The sequence below is a fragment of the Paenibacillus sacheonensis genome (assembly GCF_009909195.1).
GTDB lineage: Bacteria > Bacillota > Bacilli > Paenibacillales > Paenibacillaceae > Paenibacillus_Z > Paenibacillus_Z sacheonensis.
Genome location: NZ_JAAAMU010000006.1, coordinates 425,619 through 443,116, shown reverse-complemented (window position 1 = coordinate 443,116; position 17,498 = coordinate 425,619). Strand labels below are relative to the sequence as shown.

13 protein-coding genes are annotated in these 17,498 nt (G+C 56.1%); 7 read left to right on the top strand and 6 right to left on the bottom strand.

Annotation, left to right across the window (positions count from 1 at the left end; genetic code table 11):
* Window positions 1–499 precede the first annotated feature (499 nt).
* Together GT003_RS14735 and GT003_RS14730 are read left to right on the top strand one after the other, a co-directional pair.
* Window positions 500–2,215 carry a cache domain-containing sensor histidine kinase gene (locus tag GT003_RS14735; protein ID WP_161698975.1) on the top strand — a complete coding sequence of 572 codons (1,716 nt, stop codon included), beginning with the start codon at window positions 500–502 and terminating at the stop codon, window positions 2,213–2,215.
* A gap of 4 nt (window positions 2,216–2,219) precedes the next feature.
* Window positions 2,220–3,782 (top strand): response regulator transcription factor, encoded by a 1,563-nt coding sequence (locus tag GT003_RS14730; protein WP_161698974.1) that lies wholly within the window; start codon window positions 2,220–2,222, stop codon window positions 3,780–3,782.
* A gap of 414 nt (window positions 3,783–4,196) precedes the next feature.
* Here GT003_RS14730 and GT003_RS14725 read toward each other — a convergent pair whose 3' ends face one another.
* The 5 genes from GT003_RS14725 to GT003_RS14705 all read right to left on the bottom strand — a co-directional run bounded on the left by GT003_RS14725 (window position 4,197) and on the right by GT003_RS14705 (window position 10,063).
* Window positions 4,197–5,270 (bottom strand): Ger(x)C family spore germination protein, encoded by a 1,074-nt coding sequence (locus GT003_RS14725; RefSeq protein WP_161698972.1) that lies wholly within the window; start codon window positions 5,268–5,270, stop codon window positions 4,197–4,199.
* A complete protein-coding gene (locus GT003_RS14720) occupies window positions 5,267–6,337 on the bottom strand; it encodes a GerAB/ArcD/ProY family transporter (protein ID WP_338045895.1) in 1,071 nt (356 codons plus the stop codon). The genes GT003_RS14725 and GT003_RS14720 overlap by 4 nt, the downstream gene beginning before the upstream one ends.
* Window positions 6,330–7,670, bottom strand: coding sequence for a spore germination protein (locus GT003_RS14715; protein WP_161698970.1), 1,341 nt, complete (start codon window positions 7,668–7,670; stop codon window positions 6,330–6,332). The genes GT003_RS14720 and GT003_RS14715 overlap by 8 nt, the downstream gene beginning before the upstream one ends.
* Before the next feature lie 99 nt (window positions 7,671–7,769).
* Window positions 7,770–8,696, bottom strand: a complete 927-nt coding sequence (locus GT003_RS14710; RefSeq protein WP_161698968.1) for a helix-turn-helix transcriptional regulator — start codon at window positions 8,694–8,696, stop codon at window positions 7,770–7,772.
* A 167-nt stretch (window positions 8,697–8,863) separates the two neighbouring features.
* Window positions 8,864–10,063 carry an epoxide hydrolase family protein gene (locus GT003_RS14705; RefSeq protein WP_161698966.1) on the bottom strand — a complete coding sequence of 400 codons (1,200 nt, stop codon included), beginning with the start codon at window positions 10,061–10,063 and terminating at the stop codon, window positions 8,864–8,866.
* 621 nt (window positions 10,064–10,684) lie between these two features.
* On the opposite strand from GT003_RS14705, the gene GT003_RS14700 reads away from it, so the two are divergent.
* Both GT003_RS14700 and GT003_RS32855 read left to right on the top strand, forming a co-directional pair.
* A complete protein-coding gene (locus GT003_RS14700) occupies window positions 10,685–11,794 on the top strand; it encodes a betaine/proline/choline family ABC transporter ATP-binding protein (RefSeq protein WP_161698964.1) in 1,110 nt (369 codons plus the stop codon).
* 13 nt (window positions 11,795–11,807) lie between these two features.
* The gene (locus tag GT003_RS32855) at window positions 11,808–13,367 is read left to right on the top strand and encodes a glycine betaine ABC transporter substrate-binding protein (RefSeq protein WP_161698962.1); all 1,560 of its coding nucleotides are present in this window, start codon (window positions 11,808–11,810) and stop codon (window positions 13,365–13,367) included.
* Between the two features lie 188 nt (window positions 13,368–13,555).
* Here GT003_RS32855 and GT003_RS14690 read toward each other — a convergent pair whose 3' ends face one another.
* Entirely contained in the window at window positions 13,556–14,926 is a 1,371-nt protein-coding gene (locus GT003_RS14690) for an aminotransferase-like domain-containing protein (RefSeq protein WP_161698960.1), read from the bottom strand.
* Window positions 14,927–15,090: 164 nt separating this feature from the next.
* Here GT003_RS14690 and blaOXA point away from each other — a divergent pair, with 164 nt between their 5' ends.
* The 3 genes from blaOXA to GT003_RS14675 all read left to right on the top strand — a co-directional run bounded on the left by blaOXA (window position 15,091) and on the right by GT003_RS14675 (window position 17,456).
* Window positions 15,091–15,936, top strand: coding sequence for a class D beta-lactamase (gene blaOXA / locus GT003_RS14685; protein ID WP_239565769.1), 846 nt, complete (start codon window positions 15,091–15,093; stop codon window positions 15,934–15,936).
* Between the two features lie 16 nt (window positions 15,937–15,952).
* On the top strand, window positions 15,953–16,345 hold the full coding sequence (locus GT003_RS14680; RefSeq protein WP_161698958.1) for a hypothetical protein: 393 nt from the start codon (window positions 15,953–15,955) through the stop codon (window positions 16,343–16,345).
* A gap of 361 nt (window positions 16,346–16,706) precedes the next feature.
* A complete protein-coding gene (locus tag GT003_RS14675; protein WP_161698956.1) occupies window positions 16,707–17,456 on the top strand; it encodes a class I SAM-dependent methyltransferase in 750 nt (249 codons plus the stop codon).
* Window positions 17,457–17,498 lie beyond the last annotated feature (42 nt).

Here is a 17,498-nt window from a genome sequence, read left to right as displayed (position 1 = left end):
ATCAGCGTCTAAACGCTCAATAACGTCCGTCACAACCGTTAGCATTGATTTAGCCGTGATTTTGAAGGATTAGCATCGCTGACAACCGTTAGGGTGCGTCGATTGCCCGAATCCACGCCCAACGATAGACAGCTTCCGTCTTTGGCCGAATTCCCTAACCATGCAGCGGCTTATCTGCCTCTTAAAAAGGGTTCCTCACCTTAAGGAAGGTTCCCCACCCTAAAGAAGGTTCCCTATCGAAAAGAGTTTCTCTCTTTAAAGAGATTTCTCTGCATGCCGAAGAGGCGTCCGATTCCGATCGGATGCCTCTTCTTTCGCATGTCTTCCTGTAAGCCGGCTCGTGGCGCGCCGAAACTCGCTGCCTACTGGAAGCTTTTATATAATTAACAGACAGCTTTCTACAAATTTCGCTTGAATATCCCTCACTTTATAGCATAATGAAATCACAACCTCCTCTCCAAGACGAAGCGCCCTACTAACCGAATAGGAGACCTTCCCTATGACATGGCTGACCGCAAACGTGCTGGATCCCATTCGCTCCCGTTTGTTTTACAAGATGCTCATCATCTACTCCCTCCTGACGTTAATTCCGCTCATCATCGTGAGCTCGACCTTCTATATCCGATCCAGTCTCGTCATCGAGAAGAAAGCCGCCGAAGAGGCGCAGCAGCGGCTGTCCGGCACCGCCGACAAGTTCGACGAGGTGCTCTACGCGGTGAAGAGCCAGATGACGCCGATCAGCGAAAACATGTTCCTGCAGTCCCTGCTCCGCGCTTCGAACCAGGGGCGCAAGGACGAGGGCTTGAACGCCTCCGTCAACGTCATGCTCCAGTCCGAGCTCGCGACCGCCAAGCTGAAGATCGGCCCGTTCGTCAGCGGGATCTATCTGCTGGACGAGGATGGCCTGGTCTATAGTACCGACTCTCGAAAGCGCTTGCTTTATCCGGACGCGTTCCGGGAAATGCCATTGGAGTTCGACAGGATGCCGGAATGGGCGTTCTTCAACGACGACCGGCGCATCGCGTGCGTGGTGAAGATATTCGAAGAGGGCCAGCGGCCTTCGCAGGATTCCGAGACCGGGCGTCTAATCGTCACGCTGGACACCGCGTCGCTGCAATCCATGTTTGCCGCGTTTAAGCCGAACATGTTCTATATTACCAATTCCGACAATCAGATCATGAGCGCCTCCGACGTCGGCAAGATCGGGCATCTGCTCGATATCCGGGACTCCGTGAAGGAGATCGTCATCCGGCAAAAATCCCGCTACTCGGAGTTCCGGTACGTCCTGCTGGCGAGCCCGGGTACCGGCGGCCTTGTGAAGCAGCAGGCCTTGTTCACCGTCGGGGTGACGCTGGCGGCATGGGTGGCCATCACGATCGTCACCTACGTGATTCTCCGCCGGATCACGATTCCGATTCAGCGGCTGACCCGCCTCATGCGCGCGGCGGAGCGGGAAGAGTACCAGCCGATTACCGGCATTACGACCAATGACGAAATCGCCATGCTGTGCAACGGCTTCAACAGTCTCGTCGAGCGGACGAGCCATCTCATCGAGACCAACTACAAGAACGAACTGCTCGTCCGCGAGGCGGAGCTGAAGGCGATTCGGATGTACATCAACCCGCATTTTCTCTATAACACGATGGAGTACATCAGCATTATGTCGCACTCGCCGGAGAAGGCCAAGCATATTCCGCAAATGATTCATCATTTGTCCGGAATCTTCAGGTTCTCGATTACGCCGGGCAATGCCTTCGTCGAGCTCGGCACGGAGATGGAGTTCGTCCGCAAGTATCTGGAGATTCATCGCTTTCGCTACGGCGACCGCTTGTCCTATTCGATCGACCTGCCCGATATGTATCACAAGATCGCCATTCCGAAGCTGCTACTTCAGCCGGTCGTGGAGAATGCGGTCGTGCACGGCATCGACCGTCTCCCGGAGGGCGGGACGATCGCCATTACCGTCAAGGAAGTGCAATACGAGCTAGTCATCGAAATCGAGAACAGCTCGTCGGACGAAGAAGCCGACGGGGAGAACGGGAATCTCGCCCTGCGGCGCTCCAGGGGGCTTGGTTCCGGTCTGGAGAACGTCAATGCAAGACTGCGGCTGCACTACGGCAATACCTACGGCGCGAGCCTGCTTCGCCAAGAGGGGACGACGCTGCTCCGGGTCGTCATGCCCATACAGATGCTGCAAGACAACGAGGGGAGCTGACCGCATGCGCATCATGATTGTAGACGATGAACGCGAGATCGTAACGTTTCTGGCCTCCATGGCCGGCTGGAAGGAAATCGGCTGCGAGGTTGCCTGGACGGCGTCCAACGGGCAGGAAGCGCTGGAGCAGCTGCCGGCATCCGGGCCGCTGCCCGATGTCGTCATTACGGATATTCGCATGCCGGTCATGGACGGCATTACTTTTGCCGAGGAACTGCGCGTGCGGTACCCGGCGATTCCGATCGTTTTCCTGACGGCTTATCACGAATTCGATTATGCGCGCAAGGCGATCAAGCTCGGCGTGGCGGATTTCGTGACCAAGCCCTTCCTGCCGGAGGAGCTGATCCGCACGGTGGCCTCGCTGCGTTCCCAGGAGCCGCTGCTCGCGGACTGGCAGGAGCATAATCGGTTCTTCGAGCTGCTGGCGGGAGAGTATGGCGATGATTACAAGCGGCACTGGCTGGCGGAGAACGGGCTTCCGGATAGCGGATTCCTGCTGCTGTACGCCGAGCTGGACGCGCCGCGCGACGACGAAGGCGAGCATTTTCCGTTCGCGGCGGCGCATTTGCGCGGACAGCTGGCGCAAGCGGCCGGCACCGCGGGATTGAAAGGCTGGACGTCCTCCTCGGCAAGCGGCATCTACGTGTGCCTGCCGCTTACGGGAGAGCAGGGCGAGCGGGATCGGCTGATGGCGTTCGCCAACGAGATCGCCGCGGGCGGCGACACGACGCGCGGAATGTCGCTGTCCGTCGGCATCAGCCAGTCGTTCCAGACCTACTGCCAGCTGCCGGAGGCCTTGCGCCAGGTGAAGAAATGCATGGAATACCGGATGCTGCTCGGCAAGAATTCCGTCATTGCCTTCGATGCGATGGAGTCGTTCTTGACCGAGAAGGAGCAGGAGACGGGCGCTTCGCTCGGCCGGATCGCGGACGCGCTGCGCGGCGGCGACGCCGAGGAGATTCGCGCGCTGCTCAAGGACTCGTACCGCAGCATGCTCTCCGTCGGCGCGAGCAAGAAGGACATGCAGCATTACGCGCTACAGCTGATCGAGAAGGCGGAAGCGGCGCTGGCGGACTTCGGCCTTAAGCCTTCGCACGGCATGTCCGTCGATATTCGCGGGAAGCTGATCCGCGCCGTGCTGCTCACGGACATCATGAAGGAGCTGGAGAAGCAGCTGCTAGCCTATCAGGAGCTGATGCGCGCGGAGCTGGCGGATTCGCCGCTCAAGGTGATATCCGGCGTCCGTCAGCTCATCCGGGAGCAGTACATGGAGGAGTTGACGCTGCAGTCGGTTGCCCAGAAGCTGAACGTCAACTATTCCTATCTCAGCCGGTTGATCAAGAAAGAGACGGGCACGAATTTCACCGACCTGCTGTGGGACTTCCGAATCGAAGCGGCCAAGAACAAGCTGCTGCGCGAGGACATGAAATCCTACGAGGTCGCGTATGCCGTCGGCTTCAAGGATACGGCGCATTTCAGCTTCATGTTCAAGAAGAAGGTCGGCCAGTCGCCGAGCGCTTATCGGGCGCAAGTCCGGGGCGGGCAAGGGGCGCAGGAGGAATCGTAGGCTGCTGCCGGTTTTTAACCGCAGGTTTCTCTCTTCGTTTCTGGTTCAATTTAACGTTACATATTAACAGTGGCGGATACATCGGCAAGAGGCGGAGGCAGCCGATCGTTCAACGTAAGCATGGGCAAACTCCTAATGCCTAAAGGTTGTCAGCGGTGCTAATTCCCCAAAAACACGGCTAAAAAAAACCTAACGCTTCTGACAGACCTTATTTGGCGTATAGAGGCTGATTGCACGACAAAATCGCACAATAAGCCTCCTGGCAAGCGTTAGCTGCAGGGTGCTTAGGTTGAGGGTGAATTCGCAAGCAGGCATACAATGCCTCGCATCGGCGATCTGAATCGGTCAATCGAGTTTCGCGAATTTTGATGTGCTCGACATTCTGAACGCGGGCTGCTCAACGTCCTTGCTTATCTACGAAAGCTTCGTATAGCCGTCGTTCTGAATAATCGATTTGATTCGAAAGTCCATCCGGAGCTTCGGAAGATACGATTCCCGCCAGACGCGCAATTGCGTTCTCGGGATCTTGTTGCGGAAATATTGTCCGAGTCCAAGGATGTCGGCTTCTCGCGTCTGCGATTTGCGCAGCATGCCGCTGAACCGCTTCATGAGAATCTTCTCCAATTCTTGGTTGATCGATTGCGAGGTTACGGACCCTTTCGTTTCCACGATCGATACCTTCACCGTAATCTGAACATAGAGATACGGCGTGCCCTGAACGATTTTGCTGCGGTGGCGCATGGAGCTCCGCAGGATCATCACGCTGGCTTTGTCCATGACTTCGATTTTCCCCTGCGCGCTATGGCCGTTGAACGAATTGAAGAGCAGCGTTTCCTCCGGCGTGATTTGGTCCACCATCCTGCCGTTCTTAATGATGGCGGAGCCCAGGTAATCAATCGTTCCGTTGCGCCCGGATTTGATGATGGGAATCGCGACGTCGCGCGTGTAGGAATGGATGCTTCGGTACACTTCCCAGATGCGCGTCAAGGACATTTGGGGATTCCATCCCGCGTTCTTCTCGAAGCAGTCGTAGAGCGTCGTCCCCCGGGGCGTCATGGACTTTTTGACATAGTCGAAAAAAGGATCCAGTTTCTCGTCGCATATGGCGACGATCGTCTTCGGCGAAATATCGCGGGACCGCATAAAGCTGGCGATACTGTCCGTGAGGCCTTGTTGGGCGTATCCCTTCTCGACCAGGATGACTTTCAAATGCAGCAGATCGACGCTGCTCTCCATGCGCTCGCTGATTTTATCCACGGCTTGGTTGATGGTTCTGCCCTTCTGCTTCAAGATTCGGAGGTTGACTCCCTTCGAGCTGGTCTCGGGGATCTGCAACACGACCTCGTACTTGTCTTTGGACAAGGACACGCCCATCACGACGGGCAAGGAGCGATGATCGATGTCCCGATTATCCCAACATCCCCCTAGCAAAGCCGCTATTCCAACCGCGATTGCGATACCGACTGCGCGCATCCACGTATGCTTCATGAGCGTACCATCCTTTTCTTGCTGCGGCTTGCCAAGAAATAAGTCGAGAGCGGTATGGCCGCCATGATGTAGAACCTTAAGTAGGTATTCCACCAAAACAACTTCACGATATCCGTCCAGCTCGGAATCGCCAAGCAGACGACATACACGAGCACCGGTATCGACACTAGCAAGTAGCGCGGCTTGAGGGCGGGGATGCCGGCATGCACGATGCGCATCGTCGACCACAACGACAGGGACAAGAAGAGCATCAGGAACGAAATCAGGCTGAGGAGCAGGAAAACCGTGATGCGTTCGAACATCAGCCACGTGATCGAGATCGTGTCGAGCGAGACGATGAACGGAAAGTTGAACGTAGAAGCCGTCGACTGCCCGAACGTCAGCAGCGGGATGTACACCGAGAAAATAAAGAAGGGCAGCAGCGCGATGGCGGCCAGGATGACGTAACGCTTCCGAAAGGCGACATGGGGCTGGATAAAGCCAAGAAACAGAAATCCTCCCGCGAACACGAAGAAGCTCTCCAGGTAGCTCGGCTCGGTCAAGAAAGATGCTTTGCCGATCATCGGGAAAACGTACCGCCAGTCTATATTCTGGAAGGAAAACGAGAAGAAGAACAAGATGATGGGCACGTTCATCATCCCGATGAGCACGCCGGTACGGAAGATGGAGGTGATGCCTTTCAGCGCGAAGTAGGTCGGAATCAACAGGAACGTCAGCATGACGGCCCACAGCGGCGTGCTCGACAGCATGACGATCGTCATGATCTCCGCGGAGCATCGAACGACGGTGATGCAGGCCATGAAGAAATATACGGCGAGCGGCAGCAGGAACAGAACCGCATAGCCTTTGCCGGCTTTCATATACAGGGCGATAATGTCGTTGTTTCCCCAGTTGAAGAGCCCCTTGAGATAGAGGGAGAGCGCGGCAAGGTGCAGGGCAAAGCCCAAGACGATGGGAATCCAATGACCGTCCTGCGTGCTGGCGATTATATCCCCCGGGTACATGAAGAAGATCAGACCGAGATGGACGATGAAATACATCAGCGCGACCTGCCATGATTTATCCACGGTTGGCCTCGCTCTTCGCGTTCGGGAAGCCGACGAAAGGAATGCCGTAGGCTGTCAAGCTTCCCAAATAACCGCAGATGAGCAGCATTCCTTCCAAGATGCCAAGCACGCCGAACATGGAAGCCAAGACGACGACCACGTATTTCGAGATCCGAAGCGCTAGCGACTGCTGCAGGCCGATGATGGTCGAGTTCGCGATTGTGGTGGCCGCCAAAATAATGATGAGCAGATTGCTCACCAGCTTCGCTTGCACGGCGGCTTGTCCCAGAATGATGCCGCCGACCATGGTGATCGTCGGACCGATCGTCTTGGGCAGCCTGAAGCTGGCCTCGATCGTCAGCTCGATCACGACGAACATGAAGATGATCTCGATGATGGCGGGATACGGGACTCCCGCGCGGGTCTGGGCGATGGATAACGCCATTTCGATCCGCAGAACCTCGGGATTGACCGAAACAAGGGCGACATATAGTCCCGGCAGGATCAAAGTTGCCAGCGCGCCGAGGACGCGAACGGTACGTAAGAACAGCATCAACGGAAGCGGGAAATTCCGGTCGCTGTCCAGGCAAAAGGCATCCCACAGCATGCCGGGAGTGACTAACGCGAGCGGAAGCCGGTCGACGAACAGCAGCACGCGTCCTTTGCGCAGCGAATGGGCGGCTTCTTGCGGCAGCTCCGTTTGGTTGAATTTCGAGACCATGCTCCAAGTAGGGAAGCCGAGGATTTCTTTCGAGAACTGCTGCAGATTCTCGATGGTTTTGTTCTTGTTTTGCGCGAATTGGCGTTCTATTCTTCGAATAAAGTCCATATCGGCACGGCCTTCGTAATAGACGAGCGCGACATCCTTGGCTTCCTCCGTTCCGATGGTATGCGTATGCACCCGCAAATGGTCGGACTGAAGCTGCTTGCGTACCAAGCCGACGTTGGTTGCGATATCCTCGGTGAACGCGGACTGGGAGCCTTGCATGACATTCTCGTTAATCGGCGTTTCTATGGATCGGTTAAGCGCCCTTGGGATAGGGTCCATGATGACGAAGGAATCGTCGGCCTCGAAATAAATGAATAGCTTTCCGTTGAGAATGCTGCCATAGATCTCATGGGCGCCGACTGCCTCGTCGGCTTCCCCGAGGACTTTTTTGAATGCATCGAGCGTGATATGGGATTCTATGGCGGCGGCATGATACGTTTGCAAGCTGAGCTTCATAGGCACGACATCGATTAGAGATTTCAGCCCCAAGAGGACGACCGGCGTGCCAAGGAACGAATCTTGAAGCATGAAGAAATCATCATTTTCCGAAAATTGATCCCGGAGCTTCTGAATCTGCTGGTTCATTGCGGTTCATCCTCTGCATCATCATTGATATGAGGAGTATGTCCCGGAATGAAGGGGATATACCAAATTTAGGTGAAGTAAAGCGGTGCGGAGGGCTTCCTAGACACCGTATTTCGCGGCCATGGCACGTATGTGTTTCTTCAACTCCTCGATGAATTCCGGCGGTTCGGCTGCCGTTACCTGACTGCCATAGCTAAGCACCGTCTGGGTGGCGCGGGCCGTAGAAGAATAGTTGGCATGGACCGTCAATGTTCCATCCTCGTTGTCATGAATCTGGTCGAAACCGAATTCATCCAGTACGCGCGTCCTCGCGGAGGGATGAAAATGCAGCAGCACCTTCACTTTGGAAAAGTCCGCCCGGCTCATGAACTGCTTCTCGATGTCCTGAAGCGAGTAATTTCGCCGGACGAATGTCTCCGGCAGCACCTGAAGGCGGAGGATGCGGGATAACCGGAAGTTGCGCAGCTCGGACCGCAGCAGGCAGTAGCCGTAGAAGTACCAGACATACCCTTTCAAATAGAGCCCCATCGGTTCTACCGTGCGTTCGGATTCTTGACCGTTATTGTTCAAGTAGGCAAACTGCACCAACTGCAGGTTTTTGATAGCCTCATGCAAAGGGGCGAATTTTTCCTTATCGTTCGGCGTCGGCTTGAAGTCGAGATCGATCTTGGATCTTTCGGTCGGAGCGGACCCAGCCATGCCCGGAATCATCGCCCCGATTTTGTCGAGCAGCTCATGATCCTCCTCGCTGTCCGTCGCGGTTCGAATACCGCGAAGGGCCGTATAGATCGACGCGAAGTCGTCGAGCGTCAGCACTTGCTTGTCGATTCGGTAGCTGGACATGATTTCATAGCCCCCATCCGCACCGGGATAGGACACGATCGGGATGCCCGATTGGTTGATGGCGTCCATATCCCGGTAGATCGTTCGCAGAGACACTTCGAAACGCTCGGCCAAAGCCGTTGCGCTCACGCGAGGTTGATTAAGCAAGGTCATCGTAATCGCCAACAAACGGTCCAATTTCAAGATGGAATCCTCCTTGGTGTAACGGTCGGGCGCATGCCGATTCGCCCGGATCACTACTACCAAGATTCTACGCTTGGATGGGAATGCCCTTTAGAAGCAGAACGGTTTTCGAGAGGCCGATATGGAAAAAAGGCCGGCGAAGCGGCCTGTACAGCGAGCGGTAACGACTATCGGAAGCGGCGGAAGAAGCTTTGAAGCTCGGAGGCCAGAAGCCGAGGCTCGTCGTAGGCTGCAAAATGCGTGCCGCGCTCGAACTCCGACCATTGAACGATATTCGAGTTGTCCCGTCTGGCAAAGAGGCCGATCGACTTGAAATCGTTGCCGAATACGGCGATTCCGGTTGGCGAGGCATTCACTTCCCGGGCAGAAGGGCTTGGCAGATGCGCGTTCTCGTAGTACAGGCGCGCGGCCGATTCCATTGTATTCGTGAGCCAATAAATCATCGTATTCGTAAGCAGCGAATCGCGATCGATGAAGTCGATATGGTCTCCGAAACCGTTAAACAGTTCGGCGATCCAAGCCAGTTGGCCGACCGGCGAGTCCGCGAGACCGTAAGACAACGTCTGCGGCCGAGTCGATTGAATGGCGTTGAAGCCGGCGCGCTCATGGAAGTTCGCGAGGAACTGCAGCCTTTTGCCGTCTTCCTCGGTTAGGTTCGCCATCTCCGCCGGATCGCCGGAAGGGAAGGAGAAGAGCTGAAGCACGTGAATCGCGAGCAGTCCCTGCGGCTTGATCAAGCCCAGTTCTCTGGAGACGAGCGCGCCGAGATCGCTGCCGTGCGAGCCATACGCGTCATACCCCAGGCGGCCCATGAGTTCATTCCAAGCTTGCGCAATGCGGGTGATGTTCCAGCCTTCCTCCAGGCTCGAGCCCGAGAATCCGTAGCCGGGTACGGACGGAATGACGAGATGGAAGGCATCGGCCGGGTCTCCGCCGTAGGCGCGCGGGTTGGTTAGCGGACCGATGACGTCGAGGAACTCGGCGATCGAGCTCGGGAATCCATGCGTCAGGATGAGCGGTACGGCATTCGGCTCGGGGGAGGTAACGTGCATGAAATGAATGTCGGCCCCGTCGATGTTCGTGACGTATTGCGGATATTCGTTCAAGCGCGCCTCGAACTTGCGCCAGTCGTAGCTGTCGTGCCAATAGCCGACGAGATCCTTCAGATATGCCTTGGCTACGCCGTATTTCCAGTCCGAGCCTTGTGCGCCGTTGAGCCATCGCGTATTCGCCAAGCGCTGCTTCAGATCGTCCAATTCCGCTTGGGCGATTTGAATGCGGAAGGGGCGGATCTCGGAACCGGAAAGGGGTGTTTGGCTGGATTGCGCTGCTTGGTTGGCTTGATGGGCTTGGTTTGTCGTCGTCATTAGAATAGCCTCCTCGAATTTGGGGTTTGCCGTGTTACGCCGTGCTTGCTGAACTTTTTTGTATTCCGCTGTGTTCTCTTGCTTACATAGATAAGTGTATACCTTTGACCCTGACAGCCTTATGTCAGGGTTTTTCGCTGCTGCAAAATAATTTCGGATTTATTGCAGGCTGGTCATTCCGCGCGGGGCAAACGGCTGGGGGTCGCGGAGGTTTGTTGTGCCTGGAAAGTTGCATGAAAGGCATAAATTAGGGGTCACGGAGGCCCGTTGGGCTCGAAAAGTTGCACAAAAAGCATAAATTAGGGGTCACGGAGGCCCGCGAGGCCTGAAAAGTTGCACAAAAGGCATAAATTAGGGGTTGCGGAGGCCCGTTAGGCTTGAAAAGTTGCACAAAAGGCATAAATTAGGGGTCACGGAGGCCTGCGAGGCCTGAAAAGTTGCACAAAAGGCACAAATTAGGGGGACGAGTGGTCAGCTAAGCGGAGCGGCACTCGGCATTGGTGGCCCAAGTGGATAATAGTAGCCGCATTCCCAACTCTCGCACATGATGAAGCGGCTTTTGGACATAATACGATCAAAGTTTACCAATGCGCGTAGAAATCGGAAACAGAGGTGTCTCCCTTGATCCAGTTCAACAACGTCGTGAAAACCTACAAGGACGGCGCTCCGGCGCTGAAAGGAATCAATCTCGAAATCAAGGCGGGCGAGCTGGTCACGCTGATCGGCCCGAGCGGCTGCGGCAAGACGACCACCATGAAGATGATCAACCGTCTGGTCGAGCCGACCTCCGGCACGATCTTGGTCGACGGGCAGGACATCTCGAAGATCAATCCGATCGAGCTTCGGCGAAATATCGGGTATGTCATCCAGCATATCGGCCTCTTCCCGCATATGAAGATCAAGGACAACGTGGAGATCGTGCCGAGATTGAAGAAGATGGACAAGGCCGTCTACGAGCGAAGAACCGACGAGCTGATGGATATGGTCGGGCTCGATCCGACCCAGTACAAGAATCGGTATCCGGCGGAGCTTAGCGGCGGCCAGCAGCAGCGGATCGGCGTCATCCGCGCGATGGCGGCGGAGCCGTCCATCATCTTGATGGACGAGCCGTTCAGCGCGCTCGATCCCATCAGCCGGGAGCAGCTGCAGGATGAACTGATCCGCCTGCAGGAGGAAGTGAGGAAGACGATCGTCTTCGTGTCCCACGACATGGACGAGGCGTTGAAAATCGCCGACCGCATCGTCCTCATGCAGGGCGGAGAAATTGTCCAAGCGGATACGCCGGAGCATATCATCCGGCGGCCGAAGAACGATTTCGTGCGGACCTTTATCGGCGAAGAACGCTTGAACCATTCCGAGAAGCTGGTCGTCGAGGACGTCATGCTGCAAAGTCCCGTAACCGTCCACCTGACAAGGGGGTTGGCTTACGGAGCGATGTTGATGAGGCAGCACCGCGTGAACGGGCTGCTTGTCATCGACAAGAATCGGATTTTGAAAGGCTTCGTCACGAAAGACATGCTCGAAGCGCAGTTTCGACAGGAGGATCTCACGCTGCAGGATATCATGAGAACCGATATACCGTCCGTAACGGTCGGAACAGGCGTCGCCGAAGCGGTGGAGATCATGAAGGAACATGGGGTACACAACCTGCCCGTCATTAAGCAAGGCGGACAGTTGGCGGGTCTGGTTACGAATTCAAGCTTAATTGACGCGTTATTGAAACAGCTCTGATGCGGAGGCAGCCATGAATCTCTGGGACGTGTTTGTAAACCGAAAAGAAGACATCCTTCGTGCCACGTTGGAACATATCCAAATCTCGCTCATCGCGCTTGCCATCGCGATCGTCATCTCGATCCCGCTCGGCCTGCTGCTGACGCGGTTTCCTAGGCTGGCTTCGCCCGTCATCGGAATCGCCTCTTTATTCCAGACCATTCCCAGCCTGGCTTTGCTCGGCTTCATGATTCCCATACTCGGAATCGGCTTCGCCCCGGCCATCGTGGCTTTGACGGTCTATGCGCTTCTGCCGATCCTGCGGAACACGTATACGGGCATCATGAACGTCGAGAAGCCGATCAAGGAAGCCGGCATCGGCATGGGCATGACGAGCATGCAGGTCATGTGGAAGGTGGAGCTTCCGCTGGCGCTGAACGTCATCATGGCGGGCATCCGCACGGCCACGGTCATGATCATCGGAGTCGCCACGCTCGCTTCGCTCATCGGAGCGGGAGGCCTCGGGGATTTGATATTCCGGGGCATATCCACCGTCAATACGGATCTGATCTTGGCCGGCACGATTCCGGCGGCGCTGATGGCCTTGTTGTTCGATTACTTGATCGGACGGATGGAGAGGGCGATCACGCCTCGCGGGCTGCGGACCCAATCGCGGAAGCCGAAGCTGATGCGAGGCGTGGAAATCGCGCTTGGCGTGCTGCTGATCGCGGCGCTGGCGGCAGGTCTGATAACGCGCATGGGGCAGTCCGGCGGCGCCAACACCGTAATCGTGGGCGGCAAGAACTTCACGGAACAGGATATTCTGGTCCATATGATGGCTTCGCTGATCGAAGAGAAGACCGATCTGAAGGTCGTTCGCAAAACCTATCTCGGCGGCTCGGAGGTTACGCACAGCGCGCTCGTCGGAGGCAACATCGACCTGTATCCGGAATACACCGGAACCGGGTTGACGGCGGTGCTGAAGGAACAGCCGGTCGGCGGCGATCCGGAGATCACCTACCGGAAAGTGAAGAAAGCCTACGAGGCGCAATTCAAGGTGACGTGGCTGAAGCCGCTCGGCTTCAATAATACGTATACGCTCGCGATGAGCAGCGCCCAGGCGGAGAAGCTCGGCATCACGACATTCTCGGAACTGTCGCGGCAGGCTCCGAACTTGGTTCTCGGTGCGACGCATGAATTTCTGGAAAGGCCCGACGGATATAAAGGCCTGCAGGCAGCCTACGCAATGAAGTTCAAGGAGACGAAGGGGCTGGATCCGGGGATCACCTATGCAGCCGTCAGAGACGGCAAGGTCGACGTGAACGACGCGTTCTCCACGGACGGACGCATCCCGGCGTTTAAGCTGAAGGTCCTGAAGGACGACAAGCGGTATTTTCCTCCCTACTACGCCGTTCCGATCATTCGCATGGATACGTTGAAGGCTCACCCGGAGCTGGAGCAGACGCTTAATGCGCTTGCGGGCAAACTCGACGAGAAGACCATGTCCGAGTTGAATGCCGAGGTGGATCTGAACGGACGCCAGGCGCGCGACGTGGCGGAGGATTGGTTGAAGTCCGCGGGGTTGCTGCAGTGATTGGCCTGGGCCAAAACCTCACCATCGGAAAAAGCCGCGCAGCTGCGCGGCTTTTTCTATCTAAAGCTTGTCAGAGCTATTAGCGTTTGTTAGAGCTTGCTAGAGCTATCTAGAGCGTGTTGAAGCTTGTGGGAGCTGTTTCCATACAGTCCTACAACAACGTCCAAACTCCTTCCCGCCAGCCCCGATCAAATGAACTGCACGCTCCTCCGACCGGCTGCCTGCAGCTCCTGGATCCCTTCGGCGATCAGCCTGATCCCCCTGTCGATCTGCTCCTCCGGGACCTGCGAGATGCTGAGCCGGATCACCGTGTTCCTGCGAAAATCCGGCAGGTACATGCCTGAAGCTTCGTGCAGGAGCACGCCTTTCGCCTCCATATGCTTGCTCAGCTGCACGCCCGTCAGCGGGGAAGGCAGCTCCAAGAACGCATAGAAGCCGGACCGCGGCTCGGTATAGGCGGTCCCTGCGGGCAGATACCGTCCGCAGGCGTCCTTCAGCCTCTCTGCCTTGCTGCGATAGATGGCCTGCATCTGTTGCAGATGGGCGCCGAACATCCCGTTCTCGAGATAGATTTCCAGCGCGCCCTGCATTAACACCGGCGTATGCACGTCGGCGGCGAATTTGGCGCGAAGAAACGATTCATGCAGCGCGGGAGGGAGCACGGCGAGCCCCAGCCGCAGTCCCGGCAGCATGACTTTCGAGAAGCTCTTCGTATAGATGACTCTCCCGGACGGATCGTAGGCAAACATCGGATCCTGCTTGCCGGCATGGTCGAGATCGCCCAAATAATCATCTTCGATAATGTAGACATCGTACTGCCGGGCCAACGCCACGATTCGTTTCTTCTCCTCGTTGGTGTAGCTGTACCCGGTCGGATTGTGGAATCTGGACACCGTATAGAACAGCTTGATCTCCCCGGTCCGAAACAAGCGCTCCAGATGCTCCATATTCAAACCGTCCCGCGTAATCTCGATCCCTTCGACGCACGCCCCCTGCTGCCTTAACGATTCCAGCATGGAAGGATGGGTGGGCTGCTCCACGACCAGCTTGCTTCGGCCGTTGGGAAAAGGAAGGGTGATCAGCAGATGCAGCGCCTGCTGGGAGCCTGTCGCGACAAAGACGTTCTCCGGGACGGTGAACACCTGAACATCCCTCAACTGCCGCGCCAGTTGAACGCGCAGGGAATGCATGCCCTGCGTCTCCGAATAGCCGAATAGATCCTCCCGGTATCGCTCGATCGCCTGATTCATGGCGTGCTGGAACTCCCGATAAGGCATGGCCGCCCGGTCGGGCCCCGCGGAGAAGAAGTCGATGACCTCTTCGCCCCTGTCTCCCTTGCGGGATTTCTGCGGATCAACGACGAAGTAGCCGCTCCGCGGCACGGAATAAATCAGATGCTCCTGTTCGAGCTGCTGATACGCTTTAATAATCGTATTGGTACTGCAACGGAACGCCAGCGTCGAAGACCGGATGGACGGCATGCGGTCTCCTCTGCGCAGTTTGCCCTGCTCCATGTCCAGTTTGAAATGCAGCACGATTTCCTCATATCGATTCATCATTAGTGTCACCTCTCTCGGTCTGTATGGGTACAGGACGCGAAAAAGCGCCTGCAGGTTGCGGACAAGCCGGATTATACTGGGAAACATCAACAAGGAAAGGAGGACGGAATCGCTTTGTCCCGACCGCACGCCATTAAATTGATTACCCGGAAGGAGCTATCCCTATGATACAACCAATAGCTGCAACTTTATGGAAAATAGGACAGCGAGCGCTGCTGCTAATCGGCATCGTCCTCCTCGCAAGCGGAATGACTCCGCTGCAGGCGCAAGCCGGAGCGCCTCGTACGCATGTATGGAAAGCAGAAGCGCTGTTCAAAGGAATCCCAGGCACGATGATCATCAAGAATGCGAAGACCGGCGAACAATACGTCTATAACCCCAAACGAAGCATGGAGAGGTACACGCCGGAATCTTCCTTCAAAGTAGCCAATGCATTGATCGGACTGGAGGAAAAGGCGGTTGCCGACGAGTATGAGGTCAAACGCTGGGACGGCGTCGTTCGGCAATTCGACGTATGGAATCGGGATCATTCCCTGGCCTCCGCGATGCGGGCCTCGGCGATTTGGTACTACCAGGCGATGGCGAGGGACATCGGCAGCGAGAAGATGCAGCGGGATCTCGACCGTATCGGTTACGGGAATCGCGATATATCCGGCGGCATCGATACCTTTTGGCTGAACAGCAGTCTCGAAATCTCTGCTCAGGAGCAGATCGCCTTCATAGAGAAGCTCGTGAAAGAAACGCTGCCATTCAGCGAGCAGAATATGAAGACGGTCAAGCGGATCATGATCGACAACGACCAGGACGATTACACGATTCACGGCAAGACGGGAACGAGGCTGTCCGATATGGGACTCGGCTGGTACGTCGGGTACGTGGAGACGAAGAAGAACGTCTGGGAGTTCGCCACCAATATAGACGGCAGCGGGTCGACGGCGCGGAACATCACGCTGGAGGGTCTGGAGAGCCTGCATATCATCGACCCGCCGGACGCCGAGCCGGAGAAGTGAGCAGGCAGGTGAGCGCGTGGGGAAGAATGTTTATTCAAGAGCCGTCGGCATTGTCTTAGGGAGCTTAACCATCCTTGCCGCGTTAGGAAGCGGCTTTCTCTATCTGCTTGGCACTTCGGTAGGGAAAGCCCTTCAATCCGAGGCGGATACGTCGGCAGCGGATCGACGCACGCTGGTCGCGCTTGCCGGCCTTCTCGTTATCGGCGTACTGACCGGCACGGGTTCGCTGGGAATAAACACGCGGCTTGGGAAAGTCGTATACATGGGCTTCTGTTGGTTCGTCGGCATCGGTCTTCTGGCTGCCTTCGTTCTATCGATCGGTGCATTGGGCGACGGGTTGGAAGGCATGATTGGCGGAATGGGCATGCTGTATATCTTGTTGGGCTATCTAGTACACAAAGAGAAATGAAGCCGGCGAATCGTTCGACGCTTGCAGGTAACGCCACGGAGCTTTCCCTCCTGCCGGATGGTGACCCGTGGATCGGCCATGGAAGCGGACGAACCGATGATATATAATGGATCCATCTTCCAAAATGAGGTGAAACGGTTGTCAATCCGAGTCGTTCGAAGTAATTAGTTTCCGGGCTGGGCAAAACGCGTACCAGCTGCCAGGGGAGAGCTCTGCCCTTTGGTCACGGGAAACAAAACTTTGAACGGTGCCCGGGCGGATAACGATTTTCAAGCCAAGGACACTCGTATTGCGTGATTGTCATGCATGCCTGTACTTGGCTTTTTTAATCTCATTTTATAAATAGACGGAGGATGTACGTATGAACGGTTCGGAATACAAAGCTTTTTACGATCAAGTCGGGAAGCTGAACGGTTGGAACTTTAGTCAGGTGAAAGCAGCCTCCGAAGGGGCGAAATGGGACTTTTTCGACGAGGTGGCCAAACGATGCAAGAAGACCGATTTCCTGCTTGATATCGGAACGGGCGGAGGGGAAGCGCTGCTCGCGATCGCGGATGCCGCGCAGCTCCTTGTCGGGATCGATCAATCCGAAGGCATGATCCATACCGCTGCCAAGAACTTGGCGGACGCCAAGGCAACCAATGTCCGTTTCGTCCAAATGGAAGCCGAGCATATCACGTTCCCGCCTAACTTCTTCGACGTGGTATCCTGCCGGCACAGCGAGTTCTGCGCGCATGAGGTTGCGAAGGTATTGGCGCCGAGTGGGGTCTTCCTCACGCAGCAGGTAAGCGAAGCCGATAAATATAACCTCACGCAAGCGTTTGGTAGAGGACAGCGCTCTGTAATTCGCAGCGGGACGCTGAAGGAGAAGTATCTTCACGAGCTGGCGGAAGCGGGCTTTGCCGACATGCAATCCTATGAATATGACGCAGCGGAGTATTTCCGCACGTACGAGGATTTGCTCTTCCTGTTGAAGCACGCGCCTATTATTCCAAACTTCGGGCAATCGGATCAAGACTTCGCTATCCTTCGCGATTTCGTGGAAGTCAATCAATCGGCCAAAGGAATAAGGACGAATTCCGCACGCTTCATGATCGTGGCCAGAAAATAATGCGGCCTGGTCTCACGCCAAAGCGGCGGCTAAGGACGATCG

Excerpts from the sequence above, each read along its gene's own strand:
- GT003_RS32855 (WP_161698962.1), top strand. The coding sequence starts at position 11,808 with ATGAATCTCTGGGACGTGTTTGTAAACCGAAAAGAAGACATCCTTCGT.
- GT003_RS14715 (WP_161698970.1), bottom strand. The coding sequence starts at position 7,670 with ATGAACCAGCAGATTCAGAAGCTCCGGGATCAATTTTCGGAAAATGAT.
- GT003_RS14675 (WP_161698956.1), top strand. The coding sequence starts at position 16,707 with ATGAACGGTTCGGAATACAAAGCTTTTTACGATCAAGTCGGGAAGCTG.
- blaOXA (WP_239565769.1), top strand. The coding sequence starts at position 15,091 with ATGATACAACCAATAGCTGCAACTTTATGGAAAATAGGACAGCGAGCG.
- GT003_RS14725 (WP_161698972.1), bottom strand. The coding sequence starts at position 5,270 with ATGAAGCATACGTGGATGCGCGCAGTCGGTATCGCAATCGCGGTTGGA.
- GT003_RS14690 (WP_161698960.1), bottom strand. The coding sequence starts at position 14,926 with ATGATGAATCGATATGAGGAAATCGTGCTGCATTTCAAACTGGACATG.
- GT003_RS14735 (WP_161698975.1), top strand. The coding sequence starts at position 500 with ATGACATGGCTGACCGCAAACGTGCTGGATCCCATTCGCTCCCGTTTG.
- GT003_RS14730 (WP_161698974.1), top strand. The coding sequence starts at position 2,220 with ATGCGCATCATGATTGTAGACGATGAACGCGAGATCGTAACGTTTCTG.
- GT003_RS14705 (WP_161698966.1), bottom strand. The coding sequence starts at position 10,063 with ATGACGACGACAAACCAAGCCCATCAAGCCAACCAAGCAGCGCAATCC.